Annotated in this window: 29 protein-coding genes; 17 read left to right on the forward strand and 12 right to left on the reverse strand. The window is 34.2% G+C overall.

Features of this window, described 5'->3' with window-relative positions:
* Positions 1 to 20: 20 nt before the first annotated feature.
* The 5 genes from AADH04_RS05935 to AADH04_RS05955 form a co-directional block, all read right to left on the reverse strand.
* On the reverse strand, positions 21 to 2,417 hold the full coding sequence (locus AADH04_RS05935; protein WP_434779323.1) for a conjugal transfer protein: 2,397 nt from the start codon (positions 2,415 to 2,417) through the stop codon (positions 21 to 23).
* On the reverse strand, positions 2,332 to 2,757 hold the full coding sequence (locus tag AADH04_RS05940) for a VirB3 family type IV secretion system protein (RefSeq protein ID WP_434779324.1): 426 nt from the start codon (positions 2,755 to 2,757) through the stop codon (positions 2,332 to 2,334). Before AADH04_RS05940 ends, AADH04_RS05935 begins: the two co-directional genes overlap by 86 nt.
* A 16-nt stretch (positions 2,758 to 2,773) precedes the next feature.
* Positions 2,774 to 3,085, reverse strand: coding sequence for a TrbC/VirB2 family protein (locus tag AADH04_RS05945; RefSeq protein WP_434776868.1), 312 nt, complete (start codon positions 3,083 to 3,085; stop codon positions 2,774 to 2,776).
* A gap of 73 nt (positions 3,086 to 3,158) precedes the next feature.
* Entirely contained in the window at positions 3,159 to 3,884 is a 726-nt protein-coding gene (locus tag AADH04_RS05950; RefSeq protein ID WP_434779325.1) for a lytic transglycosylase domain-containing protein, read from the reverse strand.
* A 306-nt stretch (positions 3,885 to 4,190) separates the two neighbouring features.
* Positions 4,191 to 4,490, reverse strand: a complete 300-nt coding sequence (locus AADH04_RS05955; protein WP_434779326.1) for a tyrosine-type recombinase/integrase — start codon at positions 4,488 to 4,490, stop codon at positions 4,191 to 4,193.
* A 154-nt stretch (positions 4,491 to 4,644) separates the two neighbouring features.
* Between AADH04_RS05955 and AADH04_RS05960 the strand changes: the two genes are divergently transcribed.
* From AADH04_RS05960 to AADH04_RS05985, 6 genes are all read left to right on the forward strand, one after another.
* The gene (locus tag AADH04_RS05960; RefSeq protein ID WP_434779327.1) at positions 4,645 to 5,106 is read left to right on the forward strand and encodes a nuclease domain-containing protein; all 462 of its coding nucleotides are present in this window, start codon (positions 4,645 to 4,647) and stop codon (positions 5,104 to 5,106) included.
* 102 nt (positions 5,107 to 5,208) lie between these two features.
* Positions 5,209 to 5,568, forward strand: coding sequence for a RusA family crossover junction endodeoxyribonuclease (locus AADH04_RS05965; protein ID WP_434779328.1), 360 nt, complete (start codon positions 5,209 to 5,211; stop codon positions 5,566 to 5,568).
* Positions 5,569 to 5,928: 360 nt separating this feature from the next.
* Positions 5,929 to 6,144 (forward strand): hypothetical protein, encoded by a 216-nt coding sequence (locus tag AADH04_RS05970; RefSeq protein ID WP_434779254.1) that lies wholly within the window; start codon positions 5,929 to 5,931, stop codon positions 6,142 to 6,144.
* A gap of 714 nt (positions 6,145 to 6,858) precedes the next feature.
* The gene (locus AADH04_RS05975; protein ID WP_434779329.1) at positions 6,859 to 7,035 is read left to right on the forward strand and encodes a Com family DNA-binding transcriptional regulator; all 177 of its coding nucleotides are present in this window, start codon (positions 6,859 to 6,861) and stop codon (positions 7,033 to 7,035) included.
* On the forward strand, positions 6,992 to 7,483 hold the full coding sequence (locus AADH04_RS05980) for a terminase small subunit (protein WP_434779330.1): 492 nt from the start codon (positions 6,992 to 6,994) through the stop codon (positions 7,481 to 7,483). Before AADH04_RS05975 ends, AADH04_RS05980 begins: the two co-directional genes overlap by 44 nt.
* Positions 7,480 to 7,968 (forward strand): DUF2514 family protein, encoded by a 489-nt coding sequence (locus tag AADH04_RS05985; protein ID WP_434779331.1) that lies wholly within the window; start codon positions 7,480 to 7,482, stop codon positions 7,966 to 7,968. Before AADH04_RS05980 ends, AADH04_RS05985 begins: the two co-directional genes overlap by 4 nt.
* Positions 7,969 to 7,974: 6 nt before the next feature.
* On the opposite strand, the gene AADH04_RS05990 is transcribed toward AADH04_RS05985, so the two are convergent.
* Entirely contained in the window at positions 7,975 to 8,280 is a 306-nt protein-coding gene (locus tag AADH04_RS05990) for a hypothetical protein (protein ID WP_434779332.1), read from the reverse strand.
* A gap of 580 nt (positions 8,281 to 8,860) precedes the next feature.
* On the opposite strand from AADH04_RS05990, the gene AADH04_RS05995 reads away from it, so the two are divergent.
* Positions 8,861 to 9,418 carry a DUF4760 domain-containing protein gene (locus tag AADH04_RS05995; protein ID WP_434779333.1) on the forward strand — a complete coding sequence of 186 codons (558 nt, stop codon included), beginning with the start codon at positions 8,861 to 8,863 and terminating at the stop codon, positions 9,416 to 9,418.
* A gap of 68 nt (positions 9,419 to 9,486) precedes the next feature.
* Here the strand turns inward: AADH04_RS05995 and AADH04_RS06000 are convergent, their stop codons facing one another.
* The 5 genes from AADH04_RS06000 to AADH04_RS06020 all read right to left on the reverse strand — a co-directional run bounded on the left by AADH04_RS06000 (position 9,487) and on the right by AADH04_RS06020 (position 12,924).
* Entirely contained in the window at positions 9,487 to 9,762 is a 276-nt protein-coding gene (locus AADH04_RS06000) for a hypothetical protein (protein ID WP_434779334.1), read from the reverse strand.
* 826 nt (positions 9,763 to 10,588) lie between these two features.
* Positions 10,589 to 11,083, reverse strand: a complete 495-nt coding sequence (locus tag AADH04_RS06005; RefSeq protein ID WP_434779335.1) for a hypothetical protein — start codon at positions 11,081 to 11,083, stop codon at positions 10,589 to 10,591.
* A 381-nt stretch (positions 11,084 to 11,464) separates the two neighbouring features.
* A complete protein-coding gene (locus AADH04_RS06010; protein ID WP_434779336.1) occupies positions 11,465 to 11,602 on the reverse strand; it encodes a hypothetical protein in 138 nt (45 codons plus the stop codon).
* A gap of 238 nt (positions 11,603 to 11,840) precedes the next feature.
* Positions 11,841 to 12,425: a hypothetical protein gene (locus AADH04_RS06015; protein WP_434779337.1), complete on the reverse strand. Its 585-nt coding sequence runs from the start codon at positions 12,423 to 12,425 to the stop codon at positions 11,841 to 11,843.
* Positions 12,426 to 12,579: 154 nt separating this feature from the next.
* The gene (locus AADH04_RS06020; protein ID WP_434779338.1) at positions 12,580 to 12,924 is read right to left on the reverse strand and encodes a winged helix-turn-helix transcriptional regulator; all 345 of its coding nucleotides are present in this window, start codon (positions 12,922 to 12,924) and stop codon (positions 12,580 to 12,582) included.
* A gap of 112 nt (positions 12,925 to 13,036) precedes the next feature.
* On the opposite strand from AADH04_RS06020, the gene AADH04_RS06025 reads away from it, so the two are divergent.
* Positions 13,037 to 13,597, forward strand: a complete 561-nt coding sequence (locus AADH04_RS06025; protein ID WP_434779339.1) for an NAD(P)H-dependent oxidoreductase — start codon at positions 13,037 to 13,039, stop codon at positions 13,595 to 13,597.
* A gap of 42 nt (positions 13,598 to 13,639) precedes the next feature.
* Here AADH04_RS06025 and AADH04_RS06030 read toward each other — a convergent pair whose 3' ends face one another.
* Complete coding sequence (locus tag AADH04_RS06030) at positions 13,640 to 14,014, reverse strand: hypothetical protein (protein ID WP_434779340.1); 375 nt, start codon at positions 14,012 to 14,014, stop codon at positions 13,640 to 13,642.
* A 569-nt stretch (positions 14,015 to 14,583) separates the two neighbouring features.
* Between AADH04_RS06030 and AADH04_RS06035 the strand changes: the two genes are divergently transcribed.
* The 9 genes from AADH04_RS06035 (at position 14,584) to AADH04_RS06075 (ending at position 20,073) form a co-directional block, all read left to right on the forward strand.
* On the forward strand, positions 14,584 to 15,150 hold the full coding sequence (locus AADH04_RS06035) for a hypothetical protein (RefSeq protein ID WP_434779341.1): 567 nt from the start codon (positions 14,584 to 14,586) through the stop codon (positions 15,148 to 15,150).
* Between the two features lie 11 nt (positions 15,151 to 15,161).
* The gene (locus tag AADH04_RS06040; protein WP_434779342.1) at positions 15,162 to 16,157 is read left to right on the forward strand and encodes a hypothetical protein; all 996 of its coding nucleotides are present in this window, start codon (positions 15,162 to 15,164) and stop codon (positions 16,155 to 16,157) included.
* A 9-nt stretch (positions 16,158 to 16,166) separates the two neighbouring features.
* The gene (locus AADH04_RS06045) at positions 16,167 to 16,700 is read left to right on the forward strand and encodes a thermonuclease family protein (protein WP_434779343.1); all 534 of its coding nucleotides are present in this window, start codon (positions 16,167 to 16,169) and stop codon (positions 16,698 to 16,700) included.
* Positions 16,701 to 16,943: 243 nt separating this feature from the next.
* The gene (locus tag AADH04_RS06050; protein WP_434779344.1) at positions 16,944 to 17,615 is read left to right on the forward strand and encodes a LexA family protein; all 672 of its coding nucleotides are present in this window, start codon (positions 16,944 to 16,946) and stop codon (positions 17,613 to 17,615) included.
* A 23-nt stretch (positions 17,616 to 17,638) separates the two neighbouring features.
* On the forward strand, positions 17,639 to 18,019 hold the full coding sequence (locus AADH04_RS06055; protein ID WP_434779345.1) for a hypothetical protein: 381 nt from the start codon (positions 17,639 to 17,641) through the stop codon (positions 18,017 to 18,019).
* Between the two features lie 389 nt (positions 18,020 to 18,408).
* Positions 18,409 to 18,693 (forward strand): hypothetical protein, encoded by a 285-nt coding sequence (locus AADH04_RS06060; protein ID WP_434779346.1) that lies wholly within the window; start codon positions 18,409 to 18,411, stop codon positions 18,691 to 18,693.
* A gap of 29 nt (positions 18,694 to 18,722) precedes the next feature.
* Positions 18,723 to 18,854, forward strand: a complete 132-nt coding sequence (locus AADH04_RS06065; RefSeq protein WP_434779347.1) for a Com family DNA-binding transcriptional regulator — start codon at positions 18,723 to 18,725, stop codon at positions 18,852 to 18,854.
* 76 nt (positions 18,855 to 18,930) lie between these two features.
* The gene (locus AADH04_RS06070; RefSeq protein ID WP_434779348.1) at positions 18,931 to 19,590 is read left to right on the forward strand and encodes a hypothetical protein; all 660 of its coding nucleotides are present in this window, start codon (positions 18,931 to 18,933) and stop codon (positions 19,588 to 19,590) included.
* Positions 19,591 to 19,800: 210 nt separating this feature from the next.
* Positions 19,801 to 20,073: a hypothetical protein gene (locus tag AADH04_RS06075; RefSeq protein WP_434779349.1), complete on the forward strand. Its 273-nt coding sequence runs from the start codon at positions 19,801 to 19,803 to the stop codon at positions 20,071 to 20,073.
* Positions 20,074 to 20,107: the final 34 nt, after the last annotated feature.

The raw sequence follows: 20,107 nt of genomic DNA on the forward strand, positions 1-20,107 counted from the left end.
ATTAATAAATATTCACATTTTTAAGACTTACGCTTTTCAGCACGTTTGACTTGTAACCTTTGCACAAATGGCTCAAGCCACTGTTTAGGCTCTTCCCCATACTCTTTCATTACCTGATACAGTATTTCTACGTTATCAGCAGAACCAGATAGAATGGGGATTTCATCACTAAAGCCATACAGATCAAGCTTGGCAAAAGCAGATTGTCGACCTTGTTTGACTAAGAAAGTACGAGAGTCTGTAGAAAGTTCTGATAATTGTTTAAATTCCTTTTCTGTTAAACCACACCTTTGATAACTGCCTTCGTATTCTGCATCAGGGTTGGGTAAGAATATCTTGGTGGGTGTTTGTTGAATAATGGCGGGGAAGATAGGGCAATTGATGGCATCTTCGGGCGATTGAGAAACCAGAATTAACCAACCACCCAGTTTACGATCCGTTTTGAGTATCTTCAGCATGATTTCCTGTAATGCCTGAAACCGAGCGGCATACCAAAATTCTTCAATAATGGTTGCCAATATGCCGTCTACTTTACTGACCCTGACCATCATTAAATTACGTAGGTGAAACATAAAAGCCAGAATGGGTGCTGTAGGTGGGTAGTCATCCTTCAATACTGCTGTTAAATCAAAGCCAATCCGATAGAAGGTTTCAGGGTTAAACAGGTTGATTGGATTATCCAAACACCAAGCATAACGACCATTTTCACTACGACACCATTTGCTTAAGCGGATTCTCAATGAGTTAGGATCATCAGAATGAGGAATACTTTGTAGCAATGTACTAAAGTTCCTGTTCTCCATATCTAGGTCAAGTGTGGCATCCACAGCAAATTGAACTTGTTTTTCTTCTACAGCAGTTATTTTGCCCTCTTCATCTGATCCACACATAGTCACTAATGTATAGAGAAATTCTCTGTTGACTGGTGTCACAGGTAATTGAAATGGATTCAATCCTGTTGGCTCTCCAGCTTCCAGTGCAAAATACTGACCACCAATGGCACGAATAAAAATTTCCATCCCTCTATCTAAATCCATGGCAAAGATAAAGGGATCAAACCTTTCAACAAAAGAAAGAATGGCAGTTTGTAGCGTAGTTTTACCTGTACCCGTTGCCCCTAAAATGAGAGTATGGCCAGCCACTTTTTCACCCAAGTTATCTTCTTTTTGATTGGTAAAATGGAAGTTAAAGTCATACACGGTTTTGGATACAGTTTGTAAGGGCATCACGGCGGTTCCATCCCCAATTGGATTACCATGTGATTTACCATGGGAGTAATTGTGTATGCCAAAGGTGGTGGCCAAATTTTCGGTTGTTTTAGGGTACTTTCTGGGTTTTTCCTGACTATTGGGTACTTGGCTGAAAAAGGTTGCAGGAGCGGATAAGGTGGCTTTGGTAAAACGATACCCGCCAGAATTTAAAAAAGCAGCATAGGCTTTGGAACCATTGTAAGTCGCTTCCTGTGGTGTTTTACCATAGACCACCAATGCGGCATGATATTCACCAAACATCAATTCTCCTGAAGTCAGTTTACCTTGTCCCTCAAGCAGCTCATCTATTTGTCCTTGTGCTTTATCACCCACTGACTGAAGGTTATTCATTTGTCGGTTGATTTTTTCTTGCATAGCATAAGGGTTGATGTACACCAAAGATTGGGTCAAGGTAAATTCACAAGACAATGTTAATATCTGGGTCAATATCTTGGGTTTAGATAAGCCAAAATCCTTTAAATCAAACATCACCGCATATTTTCTATTGGCTTGATCTGGCCGAATTTCCAATATGTCCGAGCCAAAGTGTAAATTGGCACTGGCTAGATTCTGATAAGCATCGACACTGGATAAGGGTATTTTTTGCTCTGTACCATTAATCAAGGAACCAAAAAACTCATACACTTCAGAAAATAAAGTCCCTTCTTGATTCTGATAAGCTGTCAGCAAATACGGATCATAGACATCTAAAGACTTCATCATGATATCAATCAGCTCTTCTGCTTCTTTAATCCCTTCATCGATATCCGTACTTTTAACCAAAGCCGTAATATAAAAAAGATTCTCAAAATAATCTTCATCCTGAAATCGCTTGAGGTATTTACTGGCGAACTGTTCGCAAAAATCAGTAGAAAACGCATAATCCCGATCAAAGTTAATCTTTTTGCGTTGTAGTGTTGTCCAGACAGAAAGGTGATTACCCAAAGTTTTGCCTAAAGCAGCAAACAGGTTTTTTAGCCCAACAAAACTGGTGTACAGATGTTTGTCATCCACACCATCAAAAGCCAGCCCTTCCATTCTGATGACAAAACCAACATAACCTTCTTTGTACCAGACTAGATTATCCGTGACGTGTTGGCAGATTTTCGGCAGAAAATCGGATTGAGCAGGCTGTTTTTTTAGAACACTGCTCAAAAAATCGCTCATAATCATTTAAATTTCTCCCAAACTTGGTAGAGATAATGGTTAATGTTCCATTAAATAAGGCTATATTTTTCTTTCTAAAAAACCATTTCACTTCAAGAAGAATGATCTTGAATGCCTGATCATCATTGGCAGAGATGGTTTTAAGGAACAATAAAAACGGAATAGGTAACAGTAAAAACAACATTGCCTTTCCTTGAAGAAAAGGCAACGCTGCCATCACTGCCATTACCGTCACAAATCCTGATATTGCTAAAGCAATTAAAGGAATCCCCCAAACCATTGCTTCACGGGATAAAGCATTAAAGGTAGGGCATTCTCTATTAATCGGATTTTCTTTCATATAATGGCCACTCCTGTTAAAACGTCATGCTGCCACCTTTGGCAAATAACCAAGTCGCAATCACAATGCCTGCACCCGCACCAACGATCCATAATCCCGTTTCCAGAATATCACCCCAAGTTTTACGTCCCATAAAGCCCTGAGCGAATTGCCAAAGTAAACATATTGTGGCGACAACACCAACAACGACATAAATCCCGTTTCTAATCATTGTGATCATTGAGGTGACTTCACCTTCAAATCCCGCTGCCATGGTCAGTGGACACAACACGCTTAAAAACGCTGCTAATAACCATTGTGAAATTTGAGACTTTTGTAATGCTTTCATAAATAAATTTCCTTCATACGGACATAAAAAAAGCCGCCTATAGCGACTGAGTGAATTAAAAATGGTAAACAGGTCAGAACTCGGAGAAGACATCCCAAGATTGATGTGGCTTGCTGCCCTCGACGGGTTCTGCCCTGTTTGATTCAACTGTTGAAACAATAAGACTCTTTTGTGGTTTATTTCCTCCTGTATTGGTTGTTTGCGCTTTTGCCTTAACTGGCGCAGCTTTGGTTGAAAAACTTGGATCTAACTTAGGTACTTTTAAAGTTACCTGTTCTGTATTACTGCCTGCACTGGCAAGTACCTTACGTACATAGCCATTATTAAAACCTCGACTAAATGAGCCTGTGTTATAGGCTGATAAAGCTGCTTGTAATGCTTTTTGCCCATCACCATGTATCTTCTTTGCACCCTGATAGTTCCTACTTAAAATCAATGCAGAGGCTTTTAGGTTCTGGCATGGATCAAAAAGTTGCTCAACGCTCATCTTAACCACACCAAGATTAGCTGAATTGATCTGAGCAATGCCCATATCGATATTCGCGCCCTTGGCAATTAAAGATTTAGCGGTAGAAACTGCTTCTTGATGGTTTTGGGGTTGCTTAGAAAGTTTAGCCCCTCTATTGACCCCAATTGCATAGGGATTAAACCCTGATTCCGTTTTAACGATTGCCGCTAATGTGTGAGAAGACACATCAGGTACACACCTTTTAGCCAGTTCATGAAATTTTACTGGCCCTGCATAAACAATAGATGTGAACGACAAGCATAAAAAAGGAAAGAAAGTAATTGCTTTCATTATCTCCCTTTATCTGAATAATTATTTGAAAAAGAAAACTTAGAAAAAATACCAAAGAGATATACAAAAAATTAGAAAAATCTGTCTAATACTCAATATAAAAACCCAATAAAATCAATGATCCGATTTTACATTTTATTAGACAATTATCTTTATAACCTATTGTTTACTAAAGATTGTAAAACTGTCTTTTAATCCGTTGGTCGAAGGTTCGAATCCTTCACGACCCACCAATAAAATTAAGCCTTTCAGACAAGAAAGGCTTTTTTGTTTGTTCTACATTTTTATGCTTGTTCTACATATTTTTTATTTCGTTGGTGTCGTTTTCTTGCCTAATCTATTCCTTACATAATGTTTTGTCATTGTTTCACTAGCATGGCCTAGCTGGTCTTTTGCTGCTGCCATACCTCCTATTTCCTCTTTATCTGTACCAGCTTTTGCCCTTAAATCTTTAAACTGGAAATCATTAAAATTAACACCAGCATTAATACGTGCCTGATTAAACAAATTACAAAACATACTATATGTTAAGTTTTTGCCTTTTTCATTTCTTAATAACTTCCCCTCATTTGGTAATTTATCTATAAGATTTTTAAGGTCTCCCACTATAGATATTCTGAGCTTTTGGCTGGTTTTATTTTGCTTGATATATAGTTCATTGTTATGCTAGGGCTTAGTACTAGCAAGTTTAGAGTTAAAGAGCTATCGGCCTTTATTGAATTTCTTTATGCCACAGCAGTTGAATTAGGAGTTAATTTAAATGTCGATAAATAAACAAAGAAACCTAGTAAGCAAACATATTAGAAATGGCGCAAGGGGTGAATTATGTAGTTTTATGTTTACTCACGGCGTTTGTGAATGCTCAAGAGAAACAACTGTATTTTGCCACCTTAAAAGTGGTACTCATGGGATGGGATTAAAAGGTACTGATTTGATTGGCGCGTATGGTTGCCGCTCTTGTCATGATTTCATAGATGGTCGCATGAAGAATTATTACGATGAGAATGGTATTTATTTAGTTAAATTAAATGGTTTACGTGAAACTCATAGAGTTTTAATGAAAAAGAAAATCATATTTTATTCAGATTTAGCATGTGAAGCTCTTGATTCCATCTATGACAAACAAGAAGGATTAAGCAAAGAGTTATATTTTGAATATGTAAATAAAATCATTGAGCTGTACAACAAAGGCGATATAACAGTTAAAGGTGACAAACGATGAACAATGAAGGATGGGATTTATAATGGACAATAACACAGCATCAGTATTGATTGTTTTAATTACATTTTCATTCTTTGCGTTTTTAATATGGATGGCTGGAAAATGAGCACAATAATAATATTACCCTTCCCTGATTCAAAACTCATGCCAAATCGCAAGAATGGTAAACATTGGGCAGCAACTAAGGAAGAAAGGGATAAGGCAAAGCATGATGCTTATTATGCAACTATAGCAGCAGGGCTAAAAAATACAAAGATTAAAACAGGCATGAAAGTAATGTTCTACCAAAAAGACAATAGAAAACGTGACCTTGACGGTCTCTATGGAGCAATGAAACATGCACAAGATGGAATGATGATGGCTATTGGCATGGATGATTCAATATTGCGCCCTGTTGTATTAGATAAGACAGTTGATAGAAATAATCCTCGCGTGGAAATAACACTGGAGATTGAGCAATGAACACAAAAAACAGAGTAAGTTCATACATACGAAACTAGGCTGCTTGGAATCGTGATGTAGGCAAAATAGGTCAAACATGCTGCTCTTTTGAACGTCACTTTGCAAATGACCCCGAACGGCATAAATGGGAAGAAGACATTGAAAGACGTTTAAGTTTTAGATATGACGCAAAGATTGCAAATAAGGCCGAGCAGTTAATTATACAGAATTTATCTAAAACAGAGATTCGTGTTCTTGTGGCATGTGAGGTGTATGGACATAACATGGCACTTAAAACAGTAGCTCGCATTATAGAAATGCCTTTATCTACATTAGAAACATATCGTGATGCAGCATTTTATAAATTGGGGGTGGCGATAAATGGCTAAATTCAGAAGCGTGGCAGATATTTCAATAGAGATACTAGAAAGTGCTAAAAGACCTTTAACAGCAAAAGAAATAGATAACATATCAGGGAATGTCTTTGGTTCAGATAATATATGTCACTCTCTTAAACATTGGGTCAAAAAAGGCGTTATAGGGAAGAGAGCTAAAAAATCATATATGAGAAAAATGGAATACTACATTGTTGATTAATAACAAATATGGAAAATCATGGAAAGTCACGGAAACAAGCTTTCAATACTGGCATAGTTTTGCTATATTGACTTTTGTGGGTGGTAGAGTAATGTTCAACACAGTTTAAGACAATTTCCTTTTTAGAAACTGTTCACACTTACCACCCAATATATTCTAATTTCTGAGTTTCTGATTGTATGAAAATATATTACCTTTGCAGATTGTTAGCAGGTTTAGACAAACATGGTCGCCCAATTTATGGTGATCTTTGTTGTGTAAGCGATGTAGATAATGGTAAATGTATTGCATATGTTCAAGCAGATAGCGAAGAAGATGCAATAAAGTACTTTAAGGAAATGGGTATCTTTGATTAACAGAAACACTAGACATAATTTTCTTTTCAAGCTCACTTAATTGTGGGCTTTTTTATTGCTTATGAGTAGAAATAAAATTAACACCACAAACAACCACGCATAAAAAAACGCAGAGCGAACATAACAAACACAACAAACATGATAGCCATGCAGATTATTGAACCAATAATCCACATGATTATTTTTAAATATTTATTAGATTTACTCATAATTATTCCAATTAATTAGTGAAAGAAGCGATCAAACAGATGCGCGAACACCTGTCTGATCATCAAACACACAGACTATACCTGTGAGCTTAACCAATGGCTTCTCCATCCTCGCGAGGAAGTGAGAGCTTAACATAAGGCTCATAGACATGAAAGAAGAAATACGTTGTATTAAATGCAATCGTAAACTATGCGAGGCTGATTATAAGTTCATATCAATCAAATGCCCTCGCTGTTATGAAATTACAGTGAGCACCAAGAGAGTGCCAAGAGGAAATAAATATGGCAGCCCCAAAAGGAAACAAATTTTGGGAGGCTCGCAGTAGTCATGGGCGCAACCCCAAATTTAGTTCGCCTGATGATTTATGGGAAGCCTGCACAGAATACTTTACATGGGTAGAAGAAAACCCATTATATGAAATTAGACCATTTGCTTATCAAGGCGAGGTAACACAAGAGCCAGTTCCAAAGATGAGAGCAATGACAATATCAGGTCTATGTATCTTCTTAGATATATCTGTGGACACATGGGCTAATTATCGAAGCAATAAAGATTTTTTAGTAGTCACATCACGAGTAGAGGAAATTATCTACAACCAGAAATTCTCTGGTGCTGCTGCTGACATGCTTACCCTATTACGCTTATTAAACCAAGGTGATTATAAAGGCGCTGCCAATCAGTTCCCACGCTGGAATAAGGCAAAAGGAAAAGTCTTGGCTGGCTTAACTCGTAGACGTGCAGCAGAGAAACAACTTTTTGAAAGTAAGTTATGACTAAACCACTTTTAATCGCCTTGGCTGCATTATTGTTGGCTGTGGGTGGATATGTTAAAGGTTCACATGATAAAGCTCAGAAATGGGCTTTAAGTGAAGCTAAACGTATTCAAATTGAAACACAAGCAGCTCTTGAGGCTTCAGAGGATGCACGTAAAAAAGAGCAAGATGCAATTGATAAACTTGCACAAAAACAGAAGGAATTAATATATGAAAAAGAAAATACTAAGCTTGCTGTTTCTAATGCTGATAATGAGCTTAACAGGTTGCGCCAAACAATCGCCAACCTCAAACATCAGCAATCCACTACCACCACCATCTCCAGCACATCTAATGAAGCTATTACCAAAAGCTGGGACGTACTCCAACAATGTGCAGAAAGATACGCAGAAATGGGGAAAATCGCTGACGAACAGCGAGACGAATTAGCAGAATGGCAAGTTTATGGTCAGGTGATTGATGAGTTTAGGGAAGCAAATAAATAAAAATTACTATAAAATTTCATTAGCTAAACCTAATAATGTAATATTTACGGGCATTGGTGCATTCTGCATAACGTGTTTTGTATAACTTATAACCAAGAAAGGTATTAAGTTCATTTCCAAGTTTGCATTACTGCCCACTTTAATACGATAGATATCACTCTTCATTACGGAATCAAGGGTTATTGGCGACATTTCTGCTCTACATAATGTCACTTTATTTAGCACATCAATATTTTTGCAGGATATCGTATCAAAATTTTCAGCCTGAGCAAAAGATAAAAATAGTAATGGTAGTAAGATTAATTTTTTCATACCCTATTCTACCACACTACATTTATAGGGATGGGTGAGAAATAATACTAATTAAACGCAAGTAATATACTTTGCTATTGTCCGTCTCAGTTCGCCAAAGTTCGTTGGAGTTCTCCAGAATGTAGCAAAAAATTACCATTTTCGTAATTTAACTAAGGTTAACAAATTTAACTAAAAAAGTTAAAATGTCCTTATATGTAGCGGTTTATAGGATGATTTCATAATTCAACATTGAATTTTTTATCGAATACCATATTGCTATGATGAATCGAATCATATATGATTTATTACAAGCAAAGGTTGATTTTTACAACTAACGTTGATTAACCAAAGCTAAATACTTTATGGGAGGGTTCATGAGGTGTTTCCAAGACAGATTACTAAAAATTAGTAACTGTCTATATTTATCACCTTTAAAAGGTAGCTTTGTGTCAGGAACACACAATAAACCAATTAAAAAGGAACTTGTTTAATTTATATTTGTCTATATATAACAAATATATAAACCAACAAAATGACTTATTATGAAAGGGTTTATCATGAAAACTATCTATTCTGAAGGTTGGGATATCTAAGGCGAATGGATATCGTCAATCCAATATACATTCAAATTCTTGCATTAATTGCGGCCTTAGCTTCTGCTGCTGCGGCGTTCTTTTCTGCATTTCTTATGCCAAAGCAGCTAAGGTTAATGGTTAAGCAAATTAACCAATCAGACAAACAAAGTAAACAAAGATCAACTGTTGATACCCTTCTTAGAGAAAAAGAGAATTCTTTTTCAAGAGAAATAAGGTCAAAATTTGCTGACCTCAGAAGAGTGGGTACAGATTTTACTAAATTAGCTTGCGAGTTTAATAATCATAATAAAAACATAGGGAATGGTGAACAGGAAGAAAAAATCCAAGCAGATAATGATGTTGTTTTAACAATTCTGAATAATTATGAGTTTATGTGTCTTGGCGTTAAAAAAGGGGTTTTTGATGAAGAACTCTATTGTTTAATGAATAGATCAAATTTACTCAGGGATTGGAAGTGCTTGCGTTTGTATATTGAGAAATTAAGAGATGATACAGAAATAAAAACATTATATTGCGAGTTTGAATGGCTTGCAAAAAGATGGGAAAATGAAAAGCAGTAAAAATTACTAACCTTTAGTAATTCCAAATAAGATAACCCCTAAAATTTAGGGGTTTTTAATTTTATAGTTTAATTATTTAAGGATTCATCTTTAAACTCTTCAATTTCTTTAGAATGCCTGATGAGTTCTTGAAAATCTTTATTTTTAAATGCTTTGGTTCCCAAAACTTCTGGAGCTTCAATATACGCCTTCACTTGCTCTTCTGATAAAGGAATACCTTTATCAGTAAACATACTTGCAATAGTAGATAGCACATACCCTTCTTCTTGAAGAGCTCGCATCTTATTTACATTTCCCAGCATTTTTAACATCTGGTTTATTCTAACGTTTTTATTGTTCTTCATATATCACCTAAAAATTTTGATTTAGGTGGTTTTACCTTGTTTTTTAGAATAATTCAAGTTTTATTTTAGATATTCTGAAAAATAACAAATCTCTTATTATGGCACTCATGCTGCGAAGGGTAATAAGTCCAAAGGTTTTCCACTGAACATGGTTTTAAGCCAAGATCAGCCATACGATTATCGTGTTCTGATTTAGCTTGCCAATAAATACAACTTTCGCATTTCATGATGTTTCTTTATGTAAATTTATAGATAAGTATATTGTAGATTACTGCTGAGAATTTGGGTTGATTTGGGTTAAGATTTGAACCCGCGCAAAATTTGCGCTAGTTGCTTTTTATGCGTTTGAAGTTCTACACACAAAATTAGTTATTTGATTTTATTTAGCAAAATACACACCAAAACATAATACAATGTAGAACAAAAAATATGGTAATCAATTGATATTAAATGATTTAGTTGTGGACTTTTAATCCGTTGGTCGAAGGTTCTAATCCTTCACGACCCACCAAAAAAATTAAGCCTTTCAGACAAGAAAGGCTTTTTTGTTTTGTTCTACATAATTTTGACTTCGTCGGTGTTGTTTTCTTCCCTAACCTGTTCCTTACATAATGTTTTGCCATCGTTTCGCTAGTATGTGGATGTTAGAGTAATGTTCAACAAACACGATTATTTCATGTTAAAACATCATTTACACTTACCTCTCTTTTAAATCTTATTTTCTGAGCTTCTGATTGTATAATTAGCAGCTCTTATTAAGAGCTTAAGATTTAAATGAACACCTAAGTTATTTTAATTTTTCATACTAAAATGGTCAGCATACATCCTATTTTTGTCCACTTTTTTCATAATCAATCTGAGCTAAATCTTCCCTAGTAAGATCAGCCATCTCTGTAAAACCAAATATTTCAAAATTTTCAATTGCTTTTTTATAATAATACTTAGCTCTTAAAGTATCTCTTTCAAGACAATCTCCTTCTAGATATTTTTTAGCTAAAATAACAGCAACCAACCCATGACCCTTTTCAGCAACTCTTACCATCCATCTAAGCTCTTCTTTTTTATTTCGTTGACCGTAGTCGTCTTTTTGACGTCGATAAATATACATAAGCTCCAATTGAGCGGATCGATCTCCATTGTTGGCCTTAGTTAAATATTGTTCAATAATTTGATTATCTGGATGGAAGTTATCATTACCACAAGATAAATCTCCTGATTTCAATTCATTAAAGACGATATTTTGTGCTGGGTCTTCTGATGAACATGAGCTGACAATGAAGGTTAGTAATATAGATACTACAATTAGGTTAAATTTATGCAATTTTAATTCCTTATGTTGATATGATATTAACAAAATAACACGTCAAAGTAATTAAAAATAAAAATGCACAAATATTTTTGCATAACGTGGCGATATATCAAAGTATTAATAATACTAAAGAGACAAAGGCATTTCGATTACAATCTAAATGAATATAAAAACCACAACAAGAAGAAAAATATAAATAACACCAGACGTTTTTTGGTTATTTTGCGCTCATCCATCATAAAAGTTCGTTATAAGTATAAAGATTTTCTCTAAGGAGTTTATATTTTTACTTTCATTAAAAAACTAAATAATTAGTGGTAGAAAACGCAGCAATGCCTGAGTTATCATCAAATCCAGACAGTATATGCGAATGTATCTTGATTATTAATATCATCAGGCAAATACCACAATAAGCACAATAACAATGATTGCAACAATTGCGAAACACAAAAGAGCTGTTTTAGGATGGCGAAACATATCAATTATTGATTCTAAATCAATAAGCCAATCAATTAATTCTGAGAGCTTCATCTACGTCCTCCTTGTTTTATGGTATTGGGTAGTCTAATTCTAACATAATATTATTACATGTAATATATTTTTACATGTAATAATATTAATGATCTTTTTTATTATGATAAATTTCTTCTTTAAGCCTCCATACTAAAAAGCCCCTACAGTTCAACTGTAAGGGCTTTAATCATTTATTTTCTAAAAAAACTTTCAAACATGACTCATCCTAATATATTTAGTATCTATTTCATATTATTTATGATGACCATTGTTGAGTGAGGGGCATTTTAATAGCCAAATAGTGCCCAATTTCTTCAATATCTTCATCATTGTAAGAATCAAGCAATTTTAAAATATCTGATAATAAATCATAATCAACTTCTTTTATTTCCTTGGCAATAATATCTTTTGCAATAGTCAATAGCCTATACTCTTCACTTTTATTATGCATATTATTCATGATTTTATCTAATTTAATAGGTGCATATCTTAGGAATAAATCTTTATTAAAATCTTTTATTGATCTGAATCGAACTTCATTATTTAAAACCCTCACAACACTTTCTCTTGCCTGTAAAAACTCGCTATCGGAGTGGTCAAATTCAAAATCAGAATCAAATTTTGTGACAATATTTTCAATAAGAAAAGTACAACAAACTAAAAATTTCATATTTTCTGAAATATCTTTTTTTTCATGCTCTTTAGATGAATCAAAATCAATGACCCACTTTCTTTTATTGTTGAATTTAACAACAAGAGTGCCTTTAATTTTGAATTCTCCACGATCATGGTCAAGTGTTTTTTCTAGCAATGAAAAATTAATACTTTTTAAGATATTCATATATGCACCTATATATTTTTCTCTATTCTAACCTAATTATTGTCAATTCACCCTTAAAAATTTTAGAAGATCAAAACCTCAATTACATATAAATTTATGGCAATATTACGGAGAAGATTCATACATATTTTTCTACACTATTTATCCAATTAAATCAATATCCTCTATTTTTTTCTCCCCATTCACACATTATATTGATGATCGGAATTAACGATTGGCCGCGTTCAGATAAGCTGTATTCAACTTTAGGTGGAATTTGCGGATACTCTTTTCGGATAATCAGTTGATCACGTTCAAGCTCTTTTAATGTACTGCTTAATGTTTTAAATGAAATCGTACCAATACAACGCTTTAACTCATTAAACCTCATCACAGCTTGGTATTCACTAAGCCAATACATCACAATCATTTTGTATTTCCCTCCGATTAACGAAAGTGTGTAACCAAAACCTGTCTCTTCTAGTTTGGTTCCTGTTGGTGTGCAATGATTTACAACCATTTATACTCTCCTTTTGGTTAGTATATAACCATAATGTGCGTACTATTCGAATAGAAAACTATACCATATACTGGGTTTGTGACAAATTCATTAACAAATAGATGGAAACCTCATGAAAAAAATACTGATAATCGTTACACACCCTAATATTGAAACCTCTGTGGTCAATAAACGCTGGGTAGAAGAACTCAAGAAATACCCTGAACAATTCACTGTTCATGAACTGTATCAAGAGTATCCTGATGGACAAATTGATGTGACACAAGAGCAAAAGCTCATAGAACAGCATGAAAACCTCATTTTACAGTTTCCTATTTATTGGTTTAATTGCCCTCCTCTATTAAAAAAATGGTTAGATGATGTATTCACTTATGGCTGGGCTTATGGGTCTTCTGGCAAAAAATTAAAAAATAAGAAGGTTTCTTTGGCTGTTTCAGCAGGCATCGAAGAAGAAGATTTTTCTGAAAATGGCTTATATCAGTTAACCATGAAAGATGTCTTAAAACCCTTTGAGTTAACTATGCGCTATGTTCAAGCAGACTATCAACCGTTTTTTATTTTATATGGCGCCAATAATGAGCCAGGTGCAAAACACAGCACAACACCAGAAAAAATACATCAAAGTGCATTAGACTATATTCAATTTTTATCTGACTTTAGCAATAAAGCATAGTGATATTCAATTTTAGGGCTGAATATAAACTCAGCCCTAAAGTCATGTTTCTTGTTTTAACCTCTTATGCTCATACAATTCTGCTGTTCCTGCAACTGTAAATATAGACAATTGTATGCCCCGCATTAACTCTGATAAATAATACTGCATAGATAAAATATCCTGTATTAAATTAATATTGGGGTTTTGTGCGCCATGAATATATTGCTCTGTTATTTGCAATAAAGCACTATTGCCTTTTTGCAAATGTTGCTGTGTGTGCATGGCAGTATAATAAATCTGCTCTGCCTCTGTACCTGAAACATCATAAAATCTTGCTGTTAAGCAATACGGCGTGTTTAAAGAAAGCTTTTCAACAATATTTTGATGAATAAGAAAATCGGGGTGTTGCCCCTTAGAAAAACTTGAATCTGACATGTTGCACCTCCTGTTCGGCTTTAACGACACCACCCAAAAGTAAGGGTGGCGGACACAAACAGGGGTGGCATAACAGATCGAAGAGCTGTCCAGCCCGAAGGCTGCCCTGTCTGTGCCACCATTGAGGTGAACGACGACAGGCACGACAGTTTAAAACTGTCGTGATCTTCGATAAGGGATACCACTCCCTATATGGCTATTGAGCCATACAAGGTCAATTATTACAGGTTTTGCATTCACTGTGGGGATTTTTCAAACAAAAGGGGATAATTTAAGATGATTTATGCTTTAGTCATGTAGCAGTACAAAAAATACAAAATAAGTTTTAATTAAACGAATTAAAATGATGATAATTTAATACAACAGATAAAATATGGTGTCACATTTCCTGTATATCTACTCAGTTTCATACTGAAACCTCTTAACATAAAAAAGTCTGACGCATTAAAATAAAAACTATTTTTATAAAAAAATCAATTTCTTGATTATTATTATATGTTAGACAGGTAAACAAAAAAATCTTACAATATGAAAATTAATTTGGATGCTGAAAAACTATGATTCATAAAATGACTATTGCTCTTGGTTTAAGTTTGTTGGTAGGTATTGCCAGTGGTATTACACTATTATTAAATAACTCTTTTAACAAGCCGACAGACCCATATTCTTTTCTAGATCCTGTAGAACCCATTAGTGTGCCATTTGAAGTCTATAAAAAAGGGCACAAAATAAGTACCTCTTTTTGGGTTGTCCCTAGAGCAATAGATAAAAATAAATCATATCATGAAGTCTCCTTGAAAATGACTTATAAAAAAGACGATGATCCAAATACACCTAGATATTTCGACCAACAACATCCAAAAGAAAATTTAATTCGAATCAAAATTTTTCGTGTCACAAACGATGCAAATGAAACTCTTGTAACAGATCATATAGTAACAAACCTAAATCTCAATGCAGGATGGTCATTACCTGAAGAACCAAATGAACGGTATGAAGACTGTATTCTCACAACATTTAAAACAGAGTATGGTTTTTTTCGTTTAGAAGCTGAAGTATTACAAAATATTCCCGAACTTAATACAGATAAAATTCAGTACTCATTAGATGTCAAAAAATACAATAGTGGAAAATAAGGATTATACATATGGCGGATGACCCAAGACGATATACAGTAACCATTAATATTGCCGCACCTGGTACCCCTTTACTTGGCAATGATGGCAAACCGAATGGAGAGACTTCTTTACCAGGTCATATGTGGTTTAGCTTATCAGATGGAGCAGATGGAAATCCTGATCGCAGTTACGGCTTTGCACCTATAGAGTCGGGTTCAATAACGGGTAGAGGGCAGATTAGCGCAGATGACCAACATTATGCTGAGTCTTACTATCAACGAACAATTGAGATTACCAAAGAACAATATGACAAGTTATACGAGTTTGCTGAAACTGCTAGAACAGGCAACGAAAAATATATGAGTCTTAATTATAATGGTCTAAACAATAGTTGTGTCGATTTTGTCTATAAAGGTTTAAGTCATGCGGGTTTACATGCTGGATTAGATATCTGGAAAGATTCAGCTAGAGACATGTTCAATAAAAGAGCCAATGATTTTGAAGGCCATATGAAACCTGTTAATAACGTTGATAGCATTAGAAGCATTCCAGCGCCCTTTCCTGACAGTGAATTAAATAGAGAAGTACAGGGGAAAATGCCTAGTAGGAATTTTAAACAATGGCTTCTAACTGAACACAATATTGATGATAATGTAAAAGGGATGTATGCCAAATTGGAATCAGATCTAGGCACTCAAATTAATGAAAAAGGTGCTGGAAAATGGCGTAATGCAATGTTAGCAGAAACCACCTATGCCTGTATTGAAAGGGGCATTAATGCTGACAAAATTGCTCATATGGGGATTAATGAAGACAAAAATTCTTTTTATGTGATTGCGGATAATAAAAGAGACTTTGTATCTGTAGATGCAATAGCAGCAGCCAAAGTTAACCCTGAAGAACGTTTATTAGAAGCAAATCAACTATATCTCCAGATGGGTCAACAACTGGAACAGAAAGATTTAGACAGGCAACGACAAATTGCGCAACAACAAGAGCATAACAGTGGAATGAAAATAACCTAAAGTCAAAAAATGAAAAAATTACTTCTTTTTCCAATACTATTACTATTCTTGTCTCTTGCCCAAGCTGAATCATATTATTGTAAGGTTAATGACGTGATTGATGGCAATAACCTAATTTGTCAGAAAGATCATAGCAATAATATTAAAATAAAAATATGCCAAACCGAAGCACCAGAATTAACGCAACCATTTGGAGAAGAAGCAAAAAATTTTTTAACCGAATGGCTACTGAATAAAGAAGTTTATATACAAACATACAAAGAAACAGGAAACCAGACAGTTTATGCAAATGTTATTTTGGAAGGAAAAGTTTCCATTGATATTTCAATTGCATTACTGGAAATGGGATTGGCTTGGAACTCGCCTTTTTGTCATAGGGACGAGTTTGACAGTGAACAAACCCCCATACATTTATATGATCAACCAAAAATATTTAAAAATAGCTTTTACCATCGTAAAGAGTCGCAAGCAAAAGAAAAAAAATTAGGTTTATGGTCTACATCAAATCCTACTCCACCATGGAAATGGAGAAAACAAAAATAATCAAACAAGCGAAATATTATTGATTGATCTAATATGTACATATATTAGTATTAAATTATCTTTGGTCATTTTTACTGTCTTTGATTTCAGAAAAATATTATTTTTTTCATGGTATTTTGAGGATAATGATTGTCATAAAAATATTCTATTTTCTTTTCATAAGCATTTATATATTGCCAAACATCAAAAATTAGCGTAAATATTACAAAAATAATAGCTTGTTGCTAAAAAATGGACAAAAACATGAAAACTATTGCGGATATTCGGCATTCAAATTTATTAAAACTGATTGATGAATATAAATCAGTGACCCACTTTGCCAATCATATGGGTAAATCATATGCGCAAATTAGCCAGTTAAAAAACAGATCCTTAAACTCTACAGGCAAAGGAAAACCCAGATCAGTTGGTGATGATTTGGCTAGGGAAATTGAACAAAAAACGGGAAAACCATATGGTTGGATGGATATTTCACATGAGCCCAACATTCAGGAAATTGAAATAAAAAAAGGGCTTGTCCCTGTCATTTCTTGGGTAGCTGCTGGTAGCTGGTGCAATATAGAAGACCCTTTTCAACCAGGAGATGCTGATTTATGGTTACCCTGCCCAGTCAAACATAGCATCAACACTTTTGCACTGAGAGTAACAGGCTTGAGTATGTTTAATCCTTTAGGCAAACCATCATTTGAAGATGGCGATATTATTTTCGTTGACCCCCTTGCTGTTGCACTCAACAAATCCTGCGTGATTGTCAGAATAGAAGATGAAAAAGAGGCCACATTTAAACAACTAATTATAGAATCAGGCAAACGCTATCTCAAACCACTCAACCCCGATTGGCCTGATAAAATCATAGAGGTTCATTCTGAAGCGACCATATGTGGTGTTGTTATTGGTAAATGGGTGGAAATGTGACTATTTTTAACTAAGGAAAAAAAATGAAAAACTTTATTTATTTATGCTCTTTGTTCTTATGCACGCCTGCAATTGCCGCTTCATATTATCAAACCTTGAATGATTGTGTTGTACGACAAATCACGCCGCAAGAAAAGGCTGTTGTCTTCAAAGTAGGTGTATTAGAAGCTATTGGCCCACAAATGGATCAAAGGCAGCTGTCTAAAATAAAGGCAACTGATTCAACCACAAAAGATTTAGAAGGTATTGTTTATAAACTACTGATGAGATGTGAAAACGAAGCTAAAAATGTTCTTTTGTATGAAAAAGAAGCAGATATGGGTAAATTAGGAGAAAATCTGATGTATTCTATTTTTTTAGAAATCGCAACCAACCCAAATCTCGAATCACTCTTCAAAAAATAATCAATAAAAATAATTAGTTAAAGCCCCAAACATAGGGGCTATTTTTATGCTTATTTGAGACAAATTTAATTCTTTTTTAAATCATTGCATTATCCAATTTCACGCAAACGTTAGCAATTTGCTATTGATATTTACTTAGCAATACGCTAATATAGCACCTATACCGCAACAACATCTCTTCTCTAGTAAGGTTATTCTCTTTGAGGTGCAAAGTGAGAGTCATATTAGGATGTTGTTCATGCATGATCTTTAAAAAATTAGTCTTTGCTTATGCTTTATCAAGCAGCAATTTTTATTGAGAGGAAAAACCATGAGTAACAAATTATTTATGCTGATGTTTTGTCTTATTAGGCTGATTAGTGGCTGTGCTATTTACTATAGGTAATGTGATGAAACCAATACTTATAATAACCATTATTACCATGCTATTTGGTTGTACCACCATGAATTCGTCTTCTTATGATCTTGGTCCTAGAACAGAAATTGTGATTAATTATAATTACGCTCCTTCTGGATTTGGCCCAGGTAATGACAGCAACCAAAATAGCTCACCTAAAACAGACACTATTAAACAAACCAATACTGAGGAAAAAAATCAAACAAAATCAAAAAATACTCATCATGAATTAATCGTAGCTCCTTTACCAAAAATGAAATTAAATAACCATTCTTAAAAGAAAGGATATTACAAAGGATGATTAATATGAAAAAAGAAATACGTTGTACGCAATGCGATAAAAAATTATGTGTATTAAACAGACACATCTATGTTGAATTAGATATTAAATGTTCACGTTGTGGCTATTTAAACCAACTGTCACTGAAACATCAGTGATTTTTATCAGAGCCCCTTTGAGAGCCATTTTTAAAACCTTCCTGTTAAGGAAAAATAATTTAAGAAAGGTATGAAGATGGATACTCAATTAATTATAGAAGCTTTAGAAAACCATGGGGTTATTCCAGATAATAAATATTTTGATAACCCTACTATTCAGGAGCGAACTTTTAATTTCGTGTACTCCCCAGATAAAAACACGATTGCATTTGATAAATTGTCATTTCAGGTCAAGGGACAAGCAAACTATACCAATATCCGTGACCGCGGAAATTTAACCATTCACTTAAATGATGGTCATGGTGCAGTTAATATCAGTAGAGGAGCCTCAGATTCACCTTCGATGAAAAAAATTCATTCTGAATTAAAAGATAGGGGTATTTCTATTCAAGAACTCTATAAACAATTCTATTTAATAAAAGAGTCAGACAAATTCACCGAAGAAGAAAAATCTGTTCTTTTACACAGAAATTATACTGACGAGACAAAAATCATCAAATACGAAATACAAAATTCTGCGAATGGCTTTGTAAAGGAATTATATTTAATTAAAGACCTCGGTGATTATTACAAACATCATCACATTATCGCCTTTATGACAGATCAAACATACTATGATGATTACTCAGTATTTTATAATCAAAAAGATGTTGTGATGGTTATTGAACCATTAGATGGTAGAGATGATGCTGCTGAGGAAATAGTACAAAGCATTCAAACTGGGCGAGGATGGTAATAATCATTTAAACCAGAGTAACTTTTAAATAGATAGGCTAGGTGGCAACTAGCCTATTTTTTAATGGTATAAATTTTACTGCAAGCATAAGTAACAAATCAAACCATCATACAAAAATAAGAAAGGAGGAGATCGTCTTTTTTATGGCTTTATATATTGTGAAAAAATCTAGAACCTTATAAAAAAATATAACTAAGGAGAAAAATCGATATGCAAGAACACGAAAAAACAATGGTATATTTAGGATTAGTAGGTGCTTTTATTGCTTTAGGAAAATTACTCAAAAATGGAGAAGAATTAACCATTAGATTAATATTTGGCCGAATGATCACAGGTGCAGCGGTTAGTTTAGTTGCAGGTATTGGTCTCATTCAAATTCCCAATATGCCCCAATTGGCTATTATAGGTTTTGCCGCAGCTTTAGGGATTTTAGGTGATCAATTTTTAGAATTATGGTTAAAAGATAGATTGAAGAAAAAATAAGTTATCTTTTGCTTAAAGAAACAAATTTAATTGT

This window comes from Neisseria sp. Ec49-e6-T10, from assembly GCF_051132615.1.
GTDB lineage: Bacteria > Pseudomonadota > Gammaproteobacteria > Burkholderiales > Neisseriaceae.

What these genes read in the sequence shown, in the direction of transcription:
- AADH04_RS05990 (WP_434779332.1), bottom strand. Translation starts at nt 8,280, where the DNA reads ATGAAAAAATTAATCTTACTACCATTACTATTTTTATCTTTTGCTCAG.
- AADH04_RS05940 (WP_434779324.1), bottom strand. Translation starts at nt 2,757, where the DNA reads ATGAAAGAAAATCCGATTAATAGAGAATGCCCTACCTTTAATGCTTTA.
- AADH04_RS05995 (WP_434779333.1), top strand. Translation starts at nt 8,861, where the DNA reads ATGGATATCGTCAATCCAATATACATTCAAATTCTTGCATTAATTGCG.
- AADH04_RS05945 (WP_434776868.1), bottom strand. Translation starts at nt 3,085, where the DNA reads ATGAAAGCATTACAAAAGTCTCAAATTTCACAATGGTTATTAGCAGCG.
- AADH04_RS06050 (WP_434779344.1), top strand. Translation starts at nt 16,944, where the DNA reads ATGAAAACTATTGCGGATATTCGGCATTCAAATTTATTAAAACTGATT.
- AADH04_RS06040 (WP_434779342.1), top strand. Translation starts at nt 15,162, where the DNA reads ATGGCGGATGACCCAAGACGATATACAGTAACCATTAATATTGCCGCA.
- AADH04_RS06065 (WP_434779347.1), top strand. Translation starts at nt 18,723, where the DNA reads ATGAAAAAAGAAATACGTTGTACGCAATGCGATAAAAAATTATGTGTA.
- AADH04_RS06010 (WP_434779336.1), bottom strand. Translation starts at nt 11,602, where the DNA reads ATGAAGCTCTCAGAATTAATTGATTGGCTTATTGATTTAGAATCAATA.
- AADH04_RS06070 (WP_434779348.1), top strand. Translation starts at nt 18,931, where the DNA reads ATGGATACTCAATTAATTATAGAAGCTTTAGAAAACCATGGGGTTATT.
- AADH04_RS05960 (WP_434779327.1), top strand. Translation starts at nt 4,645, where the DNA reads ATGTCGATAAATAAACAAAGAAACCTAGTAAGCAAACATATTAGAAAT.
- AADH04_RS05975 (WP_434779329.1), top strand. Translation starts at nt 6,859, where the DNA reads ATGAAAGAAGAAATACGTTGTATTAAATGCAATCGTAAACTATGCGAG.
- AADH04_RS06055 (WP_434779345.1), top strand. Translation starts at nt 17,639, where the DNA reads ATGAAAAACTTTATTTATTTATGCTCTTTGTTCTTATGCACGCCTGCA.
- AADH04_RS06025 (WP_434779339.1), top strand. Translation starts at nt 13,037, where the DNA reads ATGAAAAAAATACTGATAATCGTTACACACCCTAATATTGAAACCTCT.
- AADH04_RS06075 (WP_434779349.1), top strand. Translation starts at nt 19,801, where the DNA reads ATGCAAGAACACGAAAAAACAATGGTATATTTAGGATTAGTAGGTGCT.
- AADH04_RS05965 (WP_434779328.1), top strand. Translation starts at nt 5,209, where the DNA reads ATGAGCACAATAATAATATTACCCTTCCCTGATTCAAAACTCATGCCA.
- AADH04_RS05980 (WP_434779330.1), top strand. Translation starts at nt 6,992, where the DNA reads ATGGCAGCCCCAAAAGGAAACAAATTTTGGGAGGCTCGCAGTAGTCAT.
- AADH04_RS06035 (WP_434779341.1), top strand. Translation starts at nt 14,584, where the DNA reads ATGACTATTGCTCTTGGTTTAAGTTTGTTGGTAGGTATTGCCAGTGGT.
- AADH04_RS06015 (WP_434779337.1), bottom strand. Translation starts at nt 12,425, where the DNA reads ATGAATATCTTAAAAAGTATTAATTTTTCATTGCTAGAAAAAACACTT.
- AADH04_RS06000 (WP_434779334.1), bottom strand. Translation starts at nt 9,762, where the DNA reads ATGAAGAACAATAAAAACGTTAGAATAAACCAGATGTTAAAAATGCTG.
- AADH04_RS06060 (WP_434779346.1), top strand. Translation starts at nt 18,409, where the DNA reads ATGAAACCAATACTTATAATAACCATTATTACCATGCTATTTGGTTGT.
- AADH04_RS05950 (WP_434779325.1), bottom strand. Translation starts at nt 3,884, where the DNA reads ATGAAAGCAATTACTTTCTTTCCTTTTTTATGCTTGTCGTTCACATCT.
- AADH04_RS05970 (WP_434779254.1), top strand. Translation starts at nt 5,929, where the DNA reads ATGGCTAAATTCAGAAGCGTGGCAGATATTTCAATAGAGATACTAGAA.
- AADH04_RS05935 (WP_434779323.1), bottom strand. Translation starts at nt 2,417, where the DNA reads ATGAGCGATTTTTTGAGCAGTGTTCTAAAAAAACAGCCTGCTCAATCC.
- AADH04_RS06045 (WP_434779343.1), top strand. Translation starts at nt 16,167, where the DNA reads ATGAAAAAATTACTTCTTTTTCCAATACTATTACTATTCTTGTCTCTT.
- AADH04_RS06030 (WP_434779340.1), bottom strand. Translation starts at nt 14,014, where the DNA reads ATGTCAGATTCAAGTTTTTCTAAGGGGCAACACCCCGATTTTCTTATT.
- AADH04_RS06020 (WP_434779338.1), bottom strand. Translation starts at nt 12,924, where the DNA reads ATGGTTGTAAATCATTGCACACCAACAGGAACCAAACTAGAAGAGACA.
- AADH04_RS05985 (WP_434779331.1), top strand. Translation starts at nt 7,480, where the DNA reads ATGACTAAACCACTTTTAATCGCCTTGGCTGCATTATTGTTGGCTGTG.